The following is a 13831-nucleotide window of genomic DNA, read 5'->3' on the forward strand; positions in this document are numbered from 1 at the left end:
ATCTAAAATCTAAAATCTAAAATCTAAAATCGATTGACGCCTGATACTGAAATTAGCCTCCAAACGATCGCCACGACCGCCGCCAAAACCGATAAGAAGTGTTAGCTTAGTAGTTAGTTGTGTCGATCGCACAGAAAAAAAATGCCTGAACTACAAACCGATACATACCAAGACCTCGACCCGCAAGTCCTCTCAAAGCCCGTTGTTGTCGGTCTGGAAGAGGTAACAAAAGTTTACGGGATTGGCGACCTGGAAGTTCGCGCCTTAAACGGCGTCAGCTTGACCGTAAGACAAGGAGAATATTGCTCGATTATGGGCGCATCGGGATCGGGCAAATCTACAGCTATGAATATTATCGGCTGTCTCGATCGACCTACGAGCGGCAGTTACTACTTAGACGGCGTAGATGTCGCCCAAATGCCCGAATCAGAATTAGCCGGAATTCGCAATTTAAAATTAGGTTTTGTCTTCCAACAATTTCACCTGTTGCCTCAATTGACAGCATTAGAAAATGTCATGTTACCGATGGTATATGCCGGCATTCCCGCAGCAGAAAGACGCGAACGGGGAGTAGATGCTTTAACGAAAGTAGGCCTGGAAAGTCGGCTGCAAAACAGACCCAATCAACTATCAGGAGGACAGCAGCAGCGCGTAGCCATTGCCAGGGCTATTGTCAACCGTCCCGTGTTGTTGCTGGCTGATGAACCGACTGGTGCATTGGATACAAAAACTACTCAAGAAGTAATGGATATTTTTACAGAATTCAATGAAAGTGGCATGACTGTTGTTATGGTAACGCACGAACCGGAAGTGGCGCGTCAAACTCGCCGCGTTGTCTGGTTCCGCGACGGTCAAGTTATTCACAATAATCTCAACCCCGAAGAGCTTTCACACGCTGTATTTTAGTATAATAGTCCGCGAAAAGCGAAAAGAAAATGGGGCGATTGAAATCGCTTCTAGACAAACGAAGTCCGCCTACGCGGACTGAAGAATCAAGAGAGTATTATTTCTATCCAAGAGGACTTTAGCTATTAGACAGGGGTTTTCAACCCCTGGCGGACTAATAGACAAAACACCCGATATCTGCTTAATGAAAAGCACTGGGAAAAGCTTCCCAAACTCGATCGACAAACTCTCTAAGTTGCCGAGATGCGATCGCACCATCCTTTTTTTCAGCATCCAGAGAGTGCAACTCAGTCAACAGTGAAATTACCTCAGTATCAAAAGCCTCCCGAAACAAGCTCAGCGGCCAAAGCAAATCAGCACCATCCCGCAAATCGGATAAAGTGTATTCTGCCGATAAATCATTCCCCGACGCCGATACAACTAACATCAAAGGGCGCACCCAACAAACTTGACGTGCCTCAACCACTTGGATTACCTCGGAATGCAGGCACGCATCTCCACATTCTAAACTGACAATTTGACCAGGCTTAAAGTTCAAAGCACAATCCATTAATGCTCACACTTAATACAGACATAACAAAGCAGCGAAATAAGTGCTGCATCTCTCGACAGCACCAGAAAAAATTATATCATAATTCCTTCTTCCTTCTTCCGACGGACATCGGACTGACATCCGTTACATCCGTTACAGAATCCGTTGCCGAACTTCCTTCTTCCTGACATCCGTTACATCCGTTACATCCGTTACAAAATCCGTTGCCGAACTTCCTTCTTCTTCTCAACTTTCATCAAGCTTTTTAAGATCCATTTCGAGCTGGGCACTCAACAATCGTGCTTCTTTTTTACCACCGCCACCATTAGCATAATCCGCCACGCAAATCGGAGCACCGATCGCAATTTTTACGTGAGCACCCCATTGAGGAATGCGCGGGCGATAGCGGATACTCATCGGTACAATTTTCACTCCCAAACCCGGTTTGCTCAATTCTGCTTGAATTGCCAAACGCGCCAACCCAGGCTTAATCGGGTGAACTTCGCCATCCTGAAAAATGCCGCCTTCGGGAAAAATGACCAACATCTCCTGGTCGAGGAGAAGTTCCACGCCGTAACGGAGACTGCTAATTGCTGGATGCTTGATATCCACAGCAAACCCTCCCAAATTTCTGATGAACCAACCTTGCACTCCTTTGACTTCATCAGCAGTTACCATAAACCGCAAATCGCGTCCAGTCACCATCTGTCCGGTTGAATAAGGCATCATCAGGGCATCCCATCTGGAACGGTGCGTAGGGGCTAAGATGACAGGCCCGTCTTTCGGCAAGTGCTCCTGTCCGGTTATCTCAATCTTGCCAAAATGAAACGGTAGGACAACATAGTGACCTAGCGGATAGAGCAAGGAGGTTAACCAAGGAGAAACGCGAGAGGTATTAGATGCTACCTTGGCAGGCATGGGCTTCACTAGAGAGGATTTACTGGACTCAACGGCGATCGTGGCGGTGTGGCGCATAGCAATTAAGCTGCCTTATCGAAATATAAAGTCTAAAGTAAGTTGTTGGACAAATCTTTAGTTTTTGGCTCAGGACAGTTTTGCTATTGGCCTTGTGCCGATCGAGCGATCGCACCCGCAAGAGATAATCTGTCACAGGTAAAACCTCAGCCAACCGGACAGCACTAATGCAGAGCAGTCGGCCGCCTCGAAAGCTTGAGCAGGCAATTACGGATCTATTATTTCAGCTAAATGGTCAAGTTCGATTAAACATCGCCCAGAATAGAGTAAAAAATTTTACCTGTTACTTTTTCCGGCGTGCTTCAAACCACGAAAGCAACTGATCGCGACAAACAGACTCCATAATACCGCCGAGTACCTCTAAGCGGTGACACGAATGCGCGCTATCGGGAATATTAGCGGCAGTCCGAATCGTGCCAGTTTTCGGGTCATCTGCTCCGTATACCAGCAAACCAATCCGAGCTTGGACGATCGCACCCGCGCACATCGGGCAAGGTTCCAGCGTTACGTAGAGCGTACATTGGTTAAGATGCCAGTCTTGCAAAACTTTGCCGGCCGCCCGCAAAGCCAAGATTTCAGCGTGAGCAGTCGGATCGCAATCTCGCTCTCGCCGATTTTGGGCTTCGGCAATCAATTTGCCAGTACCGTCAACAATTGCAGCACCAACGGGTACTTCACCAGCATCACCGGCTGCTTGCGCCAGTTCCACAGCCCTAGTCATCCAGCGTTTGTGAATAAAATAAGTAGTCTCACTAATAGCCAACGGCTCAGCTTTATAATTCACGTCATACCTAAGTAACAGAAAAACTTAAGATCGATAAATAAAGTTACATTACAGCTTAATCGAGAGTCTTTAATTATGGACACCACTACGATTACCACTGAAATTGTTGAGCTGTTGTGCCGCATTAGTCGGCAAAAGCTGCGCGAACAAGATATCACTCCTTTGGTAGTGTTTCTGACGGCTCTGATTTCCATCCTGCGCGGAGTGATGATTATTGACAGGACGATCGCAGTTGAAGAAGAAGAACGGCTGCAAAAGACTCTCAAAGCCTTTGCCAGCGGCGACCGCGATCGGATCGAACTAATTCAGCGCCTTGTCAAAGGAGTATCGAAACAGCAGGTTTACTTCAACCCCACGGAATTGCTAACCCTGACAGCTTTGTTCTCAGAATCTGAAAAACTGTTGCTCATCGGTTCCGGCTACGAAATGTCAGCGGCCGACGGACACATCGATATGCGGGAGCAAATGTACTTACAGTCGATCGCAAATCGGCTCGGCCTCGACTCCAGACACATTGCAGTCATAGACACTTTATTTACTAAAGAAGGAACCCTCGACTCAGAAGCTTTTGCCGAAGTTAAAGCTTTACTCGATCCCAGCGAATTCGAGTCCCGCGATCCGGTATTTGGCAAAGCAGCAAAGCACTTGCTGAGTATTTTACTCCGCCAATAATTTTTTGGGCAGTAAAAGTAGTGAGAGAGGATTTCGAGGATTTGACGCTTTTTCCAATTGAGACGGGACTTGTGCGCTCTTACCTTACCCTCAAAAACCGGGTTGGTTAACCCCTACCAAGAGCGCTCGCTGCACGGCGTATGTTGGTGAAAAACCTGGTTTCTGCCTAAGTCCCGCTTGATTTTTTTTTTGCAAGAGTCGATCGACCGTTGTATCCCATTGAACCGAATCCCTCTAAAATCTAAAAGCGACTTGTCGCTGCCTTGATTGACTCAGCTCAATCTCCAATCTCAAATTGATTGATTATGCAAATTGAATGGCAAACCGCCAAAACCTACGAAGACATTCTCTATCACAAAAGCGGCGGCACCGCCAAAATTACCATCAATCGACCTCACAAACGGAACGCTTTCCGTCCCAAAACCGTGCTGGAACTGTGCGATGCCTTTACTGATGCCCGCGAAGACACAAAAATCGGCGTTGTCCTTTTCACCGGTGCGGGGCCTCATACAGACGGCAAATACGCCTTTTGCGCCGGCGGCGACCAAAGCGTGCGGGGTTCGGCGGGATATGTAGACGAAGGTGGCATACCCCGGTTGAACGTGCTCGACTTGCAGAAGTTGATTCGCTCGATGCCCAAAGTTGTAATTGCTTTAGTTGCAGGCTACGCAATTGGAGGCGGTCACGTTCTGCACTTAATTTGCGACTTGACGATCGCTGCTGACAATGCTATTTTCGGACAGACCGGCCCCAAAGTCGGCAGTTTCGACGGGGGTTTCGGAGCTAGCTATCTCGCCAGAGTAGTCGGCCAGAAAAAAGCCAGAGAAATTTGGTTTTTGTGTCGCCAGTACAGCGCGCAGCAAGCCCTAGAAATGGGTTTAGTCAACTGCGTCGTGCCCGTCGAACAACTAGAAATAGAAGGGATTCAGTGGGCTGCGGAAATTCTCGAAAAAAGTCCGATCGCGATTCGCTGCTTGAAATCCGCTTTTAATGCCGACTGCGACGGTCAAGCCGGTTTGCAAGAACTGGCGGGAAATGCCACTTTGCTGTACTATATGACCGAAGAAGGCGCCGAAGGCAAACAAGCCTTTTTAGAAAAACGGCAACCTGATTTTAGTCAATATCCTTGGCTGCCATAGCTGGATGGAGAAATCAGTTTTTTTTATGCGCTCATATTAAAGTAGATGCTGCTGAGTTTTATGAGTTAGTAAAGCCAAATGCACGCGATCGTCCAAAAGTGTCAGTATGGATACCAGTTCCCAAAAAGAATGAAACTGCTTTGCCAGATCCAAACCATGATAGTCATCAGTGATTCCCCAATCGAAAATTGACAATCGAAAATGGTATGAGCTGTCCTGCTGCAGACTAACTAGACCGAGAATGCTGCAGCGGATTTTTCGGTTAAGGTTGTGCCTGTAAGCTGGCCGGCATGGCGATCGGAAAGAGTGACGGTGGCATCCTGCAGCGTCAGAGTCGATTCTTGCCACAGTCCAATTTCTTCTATGTTTTCCCAAGATGACCTAAAAGGCGAAACCGCTAAAGCACAAGCTTTCCACTGACTTTGAACCGGGCCGCCTAGTAAAGCGCAAACACCCCCGCGTCTGCCTTCAGGGGTATAGTGACGGCAGTGACCACAAGCTGAAGTTAAAGGTGAAGTTAAGGAGGTTTGCATAAAAGTTGTTAGGGAAATCATTTTCATCTCTAATTCTCCTTTGTAGAGCTAGCCTGTTTTAGAGCATCCCAACCTTTATGCTGTCTGGGTTGTAGCGATCCCCGGAGCATAAATAAATTTTATAATTTATTTATAATCTCGTTATATATAGAAACAATTAGCTCGGTCGTTGCTCATTGTATAGGTAAAAACACAGGTTAAAAGTTTATAAAGCCGTTAGGGATCAAGAAAAAGTACAAAAGCCCAACCAGTATGAGAGGTTACAAATAAGCGGTAGCAGAGAATACAAAAATTGGCTGAGAGTGTCGGTAAGCAGCCTCCGGGAAACAGCAACAATTGAGTTTTCCACTGAAAATGAAAAATAGCTGCCGACGAGCGAGCCCCTGTTGCATTGACGCCAAAAGTAGCTAATCATAAAATAGGCAAGTTTTCAACCTTCTTGTTTATCTCTACAATCAACATATTAAAATTAATTCAGAGGCGGTAGGAGTTTTGCTAATGAGTAAGCGTTCTTCGGTTGAATCCCCAAATCATCAATCCTCTTCAACCCCAATCAACCCTGCTTTGCAAGCAGTCCTGGGGAGTCTAGATGTAAACCTAGAAGCAGAACTGACAACATACAGAAGGCACAGGAGGCGCGCCGAACAGTGGGTGTCGCCCTCAGTTCGTACCGGCAAGCAAACAGCCACAACCGAGCAACAGCTAGCCCAAAATTTGCCGCCGGAGACTGCGGAGGAAACCCAGCAGCCCCTATCGCTGCCCCTATCCCTTGCCGGCACTCAGGGCGATGCCCCGCTAGCAACTACCAGGGGTGGCACAAAATTATCTAGCAGTGCCTTCGCACCCAACAAGTATCTCGAATCAAGCGAAAAACTGATCGAAAGTTTGGACGAGTCAAAAGCTGAGCCTACAGTAGAACGCAGTTTAGCCGCCAGTTTGTTAACTCCCTTGGGACTGAGTTCGATGCTGCTGTTTTTGCTGTCATGCACAGCTTTGGGCTACGCAGTCATGTACCCGTCAAATTTAGTTAAGATGGCAGGCCTGAACCGTTTGCTCGATCGCACCTCACCCTCTCCCAGCGACAGTCCCGCCTCTACTGCCATCTCAGATACCAGCACCAAAGAACTACCGAAAGCACCAAATCTGGTATCCAAGGAATTTGTCGAGCTAGATTTGAGCACTCTCAGCAATGTCAAGCCGACAGTCAGCCCGATTCCTTCCCCGTCACCAAAAGCATCAATCCCCCCAACTCCGCCAGCGCCTCCGGGCCCCAGCGGGGCTGTGCCGATTCCTACAGAAGACGGCAACCCGGCCAGAGGCAGGGAACAAGGACTCAACAATCTGAGCACGGCTTTGCTTCCCACTCCCAGCCCCAGCGCCGCCCAGCCTGTGCCGACACTGCCGACACTGCCTCCAACACCTTCCCCAGCCCAGCCTGCAGCCACATCCCCGGCGACAGCATCCCCAGCCGCCGCCTCCCCAGCCGCCGCATCCCCGGCGACAGCATCCCCAGCCGCCACACCCCCGCTGGGAAGGCCTGCACGGGCTGCAGACGGTTTCTATTACGTTGTCACCGATTACACAGACGAAAAATCGCTGCAGCAAGCCAGAACCGCAGTTCCCGATGCCTACGTGCGGAACTTCTCAAAGGGTGTCAAGATCCAAATGGGGGCTTTGAACGATGCTGCCTCAGCAGAACGTTTGGTGAAAGAACTCCAAGAAAAAGGGGTGAAGCCACAATACTATCAACCATAAATTAGGCAAAGACAATTAAACTAATGATCGGGGAGTAGGTTGGGCCCAGGCACGAACCCTCGGTTTCGCTTCACCCAACATTTGCTCAGTTTTGATGGGTAATGCTCGCGCCCTACCCATCCTAAAAATAATCATGACGACCTAACTTAGAGGGAATTAAAATTTCACAATTAAAAATTAAAAAGACGATTGATGAGTATTCATTTTTAATTTTTAATGGTGATTTCTCTGTCTTAATTCTAAAGTTTAAAATTGGGAGACTGGCAAAATGGGATTATTCGATCGCCTATGGCGAGTGATTCGAGCCAATATTAACAGTTTGGTCGGCGCTGCAGAAGACCCAGAAAAAATTCTGGAACAGGCTGTAATGGATATGCAGGAAGATTTAGTGCAGCTCAGACAAGCTGTGGCAGGAGCGATTGCAGCTCAAAAACGCACTGAACGCCAGTGTTCCCAAGCTGAGTCTACAGCAGCAGAATGGCATCAGCGGGCGCAGCTAGCTTTGCAAAAAGGCGAGGAAAATTTGGCGCGGGAAGCTCTGACGCGCAAGAAATCTTATCAAGAAACGGCAACGGCGATGAAAGCCAGTCTGGATCAGCAATCGGCTGTTGTGACTAAACTTAAAGAAAATATGCGGGCGCTCGAAAGTAAAATTTCCGAGGCAAAATCTAAAAAAGATATGTACATTGCCCGAGCTCGATCGGCCGCATCGTCGGAAAGGCTTCAAGAAATGATGGGCAATCTCAGTACCGGCAGCGCTTTGAGCGCGTTTGAACGGATGGAAGAGAAAGTCATGCAGCTAGAAGCTCGCTCCGAAGCAATCGCAGAACTCGGAACTAATGATTTAGAAAAGAAGTTTCTCTCTCTCGAAGGTGCCGACGATGTGGATACCGAGTTGGCGGCGATGAAAGCACAAATGCTTCCGGGCAACAATACACCCAAATTGCCGTCGAGCGAGCCGCCCGCATCCTGAACCCCAGGCAACAGAACAAGAGTTGGGACGAGCAAAAACTTCTCAACAGCCTAGCTAGAGATGGCTCGAAGCCTGTTGGGGAATTCCCGGATCGAAGTTAAACTCAATAGGTAGGTGCATGAATAAGCTTGCCTGCATCACATTACTCGATCGCTTTAAACTGGATTTATCTGTCTGCAAAAATTGCCAAAAACTAAATCGCACTAAAAATCTGACCAGAGTGAATTTCACAACTGCGGGCTAGGGCTATCAAGCCTGCTTTCCGCCTACTTCGTACACCTCACCCAGGAAAAATAGCATTATGGGATTATTTGACCGCATTAGCCGAGTCGTCAAAGCCAATCTTAACGATCTGGTCAACAAAGCTGAAGACCCGGAAAAGATTTTAGAACAGTCCGTTACGGATATGCAGGAAGACTTGGTGCAGTTGCGTCAGGCCGTTGCCAGCGCGATCGCCACTCAAAAGCGCACCCAGACTCAGTACAATCAAGCTGAATCTCAGTCTAACCAGTGGCAGCAGCGCGCTCAGCTAGCCCTACAAAAAGGAGACGAGACTTTGGCCAGGGAAGCGCTAGTTCGCAAAAAGTCTCACGCTGAAACGGCGGCTACCCTGAAAGCCAGTCTGGATCAGCAATCGGCTCAGGTGGAAAGTCTCAAGCGCAACTTGATCGGTTTGGAGAGCAAAATTTCCGAAGCTAAGACTAAGAAGGATATGCTCAAAGCAAGGATATCCGCTGCTAAAGCTCAGGAACAGCTCAACAATACCATTGGCACCTTGAATACTGGCAGTTCAATGGCGGCTTTCGATCGCATGGAAGAAAAAGTTTTGCAGATTGAAGCTCGCGCGGGGGCTTCGGCAGAATTGGCCGCCGGCGGCAGCAATTTAGAGGAACAGTTCCGCTTGCTCGAAAGCGGCGGTGATGTTGACGACGAGTTGGCTCAGATGAAAGCTCAACTGACCGGGGGATCTGTGTCTCAAGGTCAATTGCCTGCAGCGGGTAAAACGGCAGCAGCTAGTAGCTCGGAGTCGAGCCCGGTGATTGACGCTGAGTTGGAAGAATTGCGATCGCAGCTCAATAAAATGTAGTAATCTGTATCAAAATTTACCTATTTGTCAGATCGCAGGTTTGATAGAATGCTCCGCCGACCTACAGGACTAGCTTGGGAGGTCGGAGTTTTTTTGACAAATTCTTTTATGCACAAAGTGGTAATTATGTCAACTATATTTATATTGATTTAAGGAATTAAGTGTTTAAAAAGTGATAAAGTAATTTTATTCCTTGCAAGAGGGCTAGCTTGGGAGGTCAATCGATTTTAGATTTTAGATTTTAGATTTTAGATTCAAGAATTGAAGCATTGGCCCCACGGATAAATTCCGGGGGCAAGTTTCATCGGATACAGGTTTTTTATTTCCCCGGTCCTGAGTCTGCTTTCGGAATGAAGCCGGGGGCTTGTATCCTGGATGCTTTCGGTCGGAGTGTTTTTAGTAATTGTTAAGTACACAAACTAGAGTTGCTGTCAACTATCTTTATATTGAGTTAAGGAATTAATTGTTTAAAAAGTGATAGAGTGGTTTTATTCCTTGCAATTGCGTCGGTCTCGCCCGATCGTAAGTGTAAATAACTATCAAATATGGCTAATCTGTCATGCCCGTGCAATCTTCTAGAGGCTTTTGTAAAATCAAGTTTTTCAAGGCATTAGCGCTTGGTTTTTCAATGGCCGCTATTTGCCCCGCACTGCTATCAGCTCTAAGTCTTGGCGAGTCTATGGTTGCTACCGACTCAGGGGTGCAAGCGCCAATTTTGCATGATAATTTACCGTCTCAATTCAAACTAAATCAAGAAACCGCAGACGATCGCGATCGGCTTCGTGATTTATACTCGGGTTCAGAATTAGATAGAGGCAGTAAAGAGCAAGAAAATAGCATCCCGGAGTTCGATCAATTGACCCAAAGTGAGGCCCCAGAAACTCTCCCTCAATTGCCGAACCGAGGAGAAAACAGACACGAATTTCCGATTCCCAACCGGCGGCTGCCAAATCCGCCTCGTCTCCCGTAACCCGCGCCGCCAGCGCCCTTGCTTTCAGGCGAACAGCTTTTGCCGCCTGCTGTTCCCGCGCCAGCACAGCCTGCAGAATTGCTAAGATTCCGGGTACGATAAAAGTCGATCGATTTGAAGTAGTTGGCAGTTGACTTACCGCGAGCCGATCGTGCAAAATCCCAGAAGAGAAATTGCGATCGGTATTAGTACCAGCAGGCGAGAAAGCGATACATCTTTGCTGGGAAAGAATTTTCCGCTGTCGCCGGAAGCAGATAATCGGGGCAGAAATCGGGTTGCGGTGCTGAGGCTGTTTCAGGATTTTACTCAGAGGGGAGAGAGAGTGTCTTGGCGGCGCGATCGCAGTTCAGTCTGGGAGTGGCAGCATTTGGCGCTACGGTGAGCAGCAGCAGCCCTGACAGTCGATTTTTGATTTGGCGGGGTCAATTGCAGTACCTGCGGTTGTTGGCTCCTGAGAGGCTGCTGCGGGTGCGATCGGAGGTAGAATTGGCTGGGGCAGAGCTTTTGTCGATCGAACCATTCGGTATAGGGGGCTCAGACACATTGCGGGGCTACCGTCAATCGATTTTAGATTTTAGATTTTAGATTTTAGAGGCGACCCCACGGATAAATGCGGGGGCTTGAGGATTTTCGATTTTCGATTTTCGATTGATTCCACGGATAAATCACGTGGCGGGTACCACCTTTGAAATTCCTGGTCAGGAGGCTTTGCTGGCCGATAGCGGGATTTGTGATTCAGCCGAGTTGCGGTATCCGATGCAAGCGCACCCGCGACAACCAAGGAGTTTTGCAGGTGACGCCGTTTGTGGATTTTGGCAATGTTTGGAATCCCAGGGAAAGCGCGGTTTTGGAAGCGAATACTTTGCTGTCAGCCCGATTGCGGCTGCGGTGACTGTACGGCGAAAGGTGGAATAATCGCGGAGGCTGGGGAATTCCTGTGATTGATATTAAGTCGAGCAACAGGAGTTTACAAGAGCGCGGGCTGTATTTTTCTGTATAATTCAAACATTTTTAGGAAAAGAGTCGTTTTGCCCTTGGCGGAACTGAGCAATTCCGCTATATAGTAATAAGTATCATTTGGCACTCCTCTGTAGCTGCCAAGAGTGCATTTTACGGATAATCTTTAAATTAAACTATGTCTAAGGTGCGGTTGTTGCTTTTAAGTTCTTTTGCTTCCGGTTTTGGGCTTTGCTCAATCATTTTGGCGATGTTTACGATGACTTCCCGGCTGTCGTTTACGTCGTTTTTTACATTTGTTTTAACTTTGGTGTTTTTTGGAATTAATCTGCTTTTTGCTTTGCATTATTATACATCGCTTACTAAGCAATTGAGTGTTAAAAATAAAAGGAAAGCGAGAATTTAGCGGTTGTGAAGCAGAAGCGGAAAAAGGCATGGAGAGTTATTTATGGAATTTGAATGGAATCCAGACAAAGCGACACTAAATGTTGAGAAGCATGGTGTTTCCTTTCAAGAAGCCACAACCATATTTAATGACCAGGAATTTCTTGATGGTACCCGCCACGTGATTTATCCGTGGAATCAATCCCAAATCGAAAATCCTCAAGCCCGCCGCATTTATCCGTGGGGTCGCCTCTAAAATCTAAAATCTAAAATCTAAAATCGATTGACCCGCTATCTGTAACTTTTCCCGATCCTCAGCATTCCATCGGAGAAAGCCGGTACGTTATTATTGGTATATCCAGGTATGGACAACTTTTAATTGTTGCACACACCGATCGATGAGAAAAAGTAAGAATCATCAGTGCCAGAAAAGCTACCCGCCAGGAGCAGAGGTTTTATGAAGAAGGATATTGAGAACGAAATGGAAGACGAATTACTTGCTGAGTATGACTTTGCTCAGATGAAAGGAGGTGTTAAAGGCAAGTATGTTGAGCAATATCGTGCAGGGACAAACTTGGTGCTTTTAGACCCCGATATTGCCCAAGCTTTTCCTAATGATGCAGCAGTGAATGACGCATTGAGGATGTTAATCAAAATTGCACAGCGCCAGCAGTCAAATACTGCGGTGCAGCGGAGCCACGAAGCATCTCAACTTTGAGAAGGCGATGTCAGGAGATGGTGCGATCGCCCATATTATTTATTTGCCCAAAAAGCGATCGCCTCTGGGTTGAGACAATTATCTAGCTGTCAGCCATAATTATTTAAGGTCTAATTATTTAGGAGGTGCGATCGTGGTTATAACTCAAACCAACCCGCCAAATCTTCCAGATGCGACAAAGACTCGCTTTACTCCAGATGAATACCGGGCGATCGAGGAAACAGCCGAAGAACGTCACGAATACTGTAACGGAGAGATTATCGCTAGGCCAGGAGGTTCAGAAGTCCACAGCGCGATCGCCTGTAACTTGTTAATTTACTTGGGTTTTTTGTTGAGAGACACCGATTTTCGCTTGTATAACAGCGATTTGCGGGTTTGGATTCCCGAACATCGGTGCGGAACCTATGCTGATTTGATGGTCATCAATGGCGAACCGGAATTCAATGGCGATCGCACGGATGAAATTCTCAATCCTTTACTGATTGTTGAGGTTCTTTCCCCCTCTACTGAAGGCTACGATCGAGGTGAAAAGTTCAGAAAATATCGCTCTCTTGCTAGTTTTTGTGAATATTTGCTGGTTAGTCAAGCTGAACCCTATATTGAGCAATATTATAATGGCGATCGCCCAAGTAGCGATCGCTGGCAATGGCAAGTTTGCGATCGGCTCGATCGGGCGATCGTCCTGCACAGTTTAAATATAGAACTTCCGATGTCTGAAGTCTACCGCCGGATTAGTTTTCAAGGGCCATGTTTTAGAGTTTGAAAATGATTCTATTTAACTAGAAATATAAGTTTAGGAAAAAGCGATGGCTACTCTAATTCAAAACCAAAGGTCAAACCTCACTGAAAACCAAGTTGAAACACCTGCAGATAAAAAAATCTGGACTGATGCGGAATTCATGGCACTCAACCGAGATGGACACCGCTATGAAATTGTGAATGGAGAACTAATTGACATGGGGAATTCGGGTGCAAAACACGGTTATATTTGCAGTATCTTGATGATTTTGCTCGGTGGGTATGTCCATATTCAAAAGCTAGGCGCGATGTTCGATTCCAGCACTGCTTTTAAGAGGAAATCAGGGAATAAGCGATCGCCCGATGTTTCCTTCATGGCAAAAGAACGCCTACAAGGGCTAGACGATCTCCCCGACGGCTTCCTAGAAGGTGCGCCGGATCTTGCCGTAGAAATCCTTTCTCCTGGCAATACAGTGGCAGAAATTCACGACAAACTCGTAGAATATTTCGAGAATGGGGCGCGTTTAGTCTGGGTGATTCATCCTCAAGAAAAGTATGTGTTGGTGTATGGATCGTCCCAAGAACCCGATCGCCTGCTTAAGTCCGTTAACTCCCTCGATGGGGAAGAAATCGTCCCCGGCTTTACTCTTCCGATTGCGGAGTTGTTTCAGAAACTGGCTTTTTAATGATTGGGCGATCGGTATTGCG

20 protein-coding genes are annotated in these 13831 nt (G+C 47.3%); 13 read left to right on the top strand and 7 right to left on the bottom strand.

Annotated features, from left to right (window positions below; all coding sequences use genetic code 11):
- The first annotated feature begins 141 nt into the window (after positions 1-141).
- A complete protein-coding gene (locus QUB04_RS06365; RefSeq protein WP_333139323.1) occupies positions 142-906 on the top strand; it encodes an ABC transporter ATP-binding protein in 765 nt (254 codons plus the stop codon).
- A gap of 181 nt (positions 907-1087) precedes the next feature.
- On the opposite strand, the gene QUB04_RS06370 is transcribed toward QUB04_RS06365, so the two are convergent.
- The 4 genes from QUB04_RS06370 to tadA all read right to left on the bottom strand — a co-directional run bounded on the left by QUB04_RS06370 (position 1088) and on the right by tadA (position 3197).
- Positions 1088-1456 carry a hypothetical protein gene (locus QUB04_RS06370; RefSeq protein ID WP_333282347.1) on the bottom strand — a complete coding sequence of 123 codons (369 nt, stop codon included), beginning with the start codon at positions 1454-1456 and terminating at the stop codon, positions 1088-1090.
- A gap of 79 nt (positions 1457-1535) precedes the next feature.
- Entirely contained in the window at positions 1536-1688 is a 153-nt protein-coding gene (locus QUB04_RS06375; RefSeq protein WP_333282349.1) for a hypothetical protein, read from the bottom strand.
- Positions 1685-2413 carry a lysophospholipid acyltransferase family protein gene (locus QUB04_RS06380; protein ID WP_333282353.1) on the bottom strand — a complete coding sequence of 243 codons (729 nt, stop codon included), beginning with the start codon at positions 2411-2413 and terminating at the stop codon, positions 1685-1687. Before QUB04_RS06380 ends, QUB04_RS06375 begins: the two co-directional genes overlap by 4 nt.
- Before the next feature lie 283 nt (positions 2414-2696).
- A complete protein-coding gene (tadA, locus tag QUB04_RS06385; RefSeq protein WP_333282355.1) occupies positions 2697-3197 on the bottom strand; it encodes a tRNA adenosine(34) deaminase TadA in 501 nt (166 codons plus the stop codon).
- Between the two features lie 75 nt (positions 3198-3272).
- Between tadA and QUB04_RS06390 the strand changes: the two genes are divergently transcribed.
- Both QUB04_RS06390 and menB read left to right on the top strand, forming a co-directional pair.
- Positions 3273-3869: a TerB family tellurite resistance protein gene (locus QUB04_RS06390; protein WP_333139315.1), complete on the top strand. Its 597-nt coding sequence runs from the start codon at positions 3273-3275 to the stop codon at positions 3867-3869.
- A 305-nt stretch (positions 3870-4174) separates the two neighbouring features.
- Entirely contained in the window at positions 4175-5008 is an 834-nt protein-coding gene (gene menB / locus QUB04_RS06395) for a 1,4-dihydroxy-2-naphthoyl-CoA synthase (protein WP_333282358.1), read from the top strand.
- A gap of 230 nt (positions 5009-5238) precedes the next feature.
- Here menB and QUB04_RS06400 read toward each other — a convergent pair whose 3' ends face one another.
- Entirely contained in the window at positions 5239-5568 is a 330-nt protein-coding gene (locus QUB04_RS06400) for a hypothetical protein (RefSeq protein ID WP_333282361.1), read from the bottom strand.
- Between the two features lie 471 nt (positions 5569-6039).
- Here QUB04_RS06400 and QUB04_RS06405 point away from each other — a divergent pair, with 471 nt between their 5' ends.
- Together QUB04_RS06405 and QUB04_RS06410 are read left to right on the top strand one after the other, a co-directional pair.
- Positions 6040-7296 (top strand): hypothetical protein, encoded by a 1257-nt coding sequence (locus QUB04_RS06405; RefSeq protein ID WP_333282364.1) that lies wholly within the window; start codon positions 6040-6042, stop codon positions 7294-7296.
- 268 nt (positions 7297-7564) lie between these two features.
- Positions 7565-8269 carry a PspA/IM30 family protein gene (locus tag QUB04_RS06410; protein WP_333282368.1) on the top strand — a complete coding sequence of 235 codons (705 nt, stop codon included), beginning with the start codon at positions 7565-7567 and terminating at the stop codon, positions 8267-8269.
- Between the two features lie 54 nt (positions 8270-8323).
- Here the strand turns inward: QUB04_RS06410 and QUB04_RS06415 are convergent, their stop codons facing one another.
- Complete coding sequence (locus QUB04_RS06415; protein ID WP_333139302.1) at positions 8324-8500, bottom strand: hypothetical protein; 177 nt, start codon at positions 8498-8500, stop codon at positions 8324-8326.
- 70 nt (positions 8501-8570) lie between these two features.
- Between QUB04_RS06415 and QUB04_RS06420 the strand changes: the two genes are divergently transcribed.
- Positions 8571-9356 carry a PspA/IM30 family protein gene (locus tag QUB04_RS06420; RefSeq protein WP_006635936.1) on the top strand — a complete coding sequence of 262 codons (786 nt, stop codon included), beginning with the start codon at positions 8571-8573 and terminating at the stop codon, positions 9354-9356.
- Between the two features lie 740 nt (positions 9357-10096).
- Here QUB04_RS06420 and QUB04_RS06425 read toward each other — a convergent pair.
- The gene (locus QUB04_RS06425; RefSeq protein WP_333282372.1) at positions 10097-10483 is read right to left on the bottom strand and encodes a hypothetical protein; all 387 of its coding nucleotides are present in this window, start codon (positions 10481-10483) and stop codon (positions 10097-10099) included.
- On the opposite strand from QUB04_RS06425, the gene QUB04_RS06430 reads away from it, so the two are divergent.
- The 7 genes from QUB04_RS06430 (at position 10478) to QUB04_RS06460 (ending at position 13809) form a co-directional block, all read left to right on the top strand.
- Positions 10478-10708, top strand: coding sequence for a hypothetical protein (locus QUB04_RS06430; protein WP_333282374.1), 231 nt, complete (start codon positions 10478-10480; stop codon positions 10706-10708). The genes QUB04_RS06425 and QUB04_RS06430 overlap by 6 nt on opposite strands.
- Positions 10684-10911: a hypothetical protein gene (locus QUB04_RS06435; RefSeq protein WP_333282377.1), complete on the top strand. Its 228-nt coding sequence runs from the start codon at positions 10684-10686 to the stop codon at positions 10909-10911. The genes QUB04_RS06430 and QUB04_RS06435 overlap by 25 nt, the downstream gene beginning before the upstream one ends.
- 145 nt (positions 10912-11056) lie before the next feature.
- Entirely contained in the window at positions 11057-11218 is a 162-nt protein-coding gene (locus tag QUB04_RS06440) for a hypothetical protein (RefSeq protein WP_333282380.1), read from the top strand.
- Between the two features lie 513 nt (positions 11219-11731).
- On the top strand, positions 11732-11923 hold the full coding sequence (locus QUB04_RS06445; RefSeq protein WP_333139291.1) for a hypothetical protein: 192 nt from the start codon (positions 11732-11734) through the stop codon (positions 11921-11923).
- Between the two features lie 201 nt (positions 11924-12124).
- Positions 12125-12385, top strand: a complete 261-nt coding sequence (locus QUB04_RS06450) for a hypothetical protein (protein WP_333282383.1) — start codon at positions 12125-12127, stop codon at positions 12383-12385.
- 133 nt (positions 12386-12518) lie between these two features.
- The gene (locus QUB04_RS06455; RefSeq protein WP_333282386.1) at positions 12519-13148 is read left to right on the top strand and encodes a Uma2 family endonuclease; all 630 of its coding nucleotides are present in this window, start codon (positions 12519-12521) and stop codon (positions 13146-13148) included.
- A 43-nt stretch (positions 13149-13191) separates the two neighbouring features.
- Positions 13192-13809, top strand: coding sequence for a Uma2 family endonuclease (locus QUB04_RS06460; protein ID WP_333282388.1), 618 nt, complete (start codon positions 13192-13194; stop codon positions 13807-13809).
- Positions 13810-13831 lie beyond the last annotated feature (22 nt).

The sequence above is a fragment of the Microcoleus sp. D2_18a_B4 genome (assembly GCF_036702475.1).
In the GTDB taxonomy this organism is placed as follows: Bacteria; Cyanobacteriota; Cyanobacteriia; order Cyanobacteriales; family Microcoleaceae; genus Microcoleus.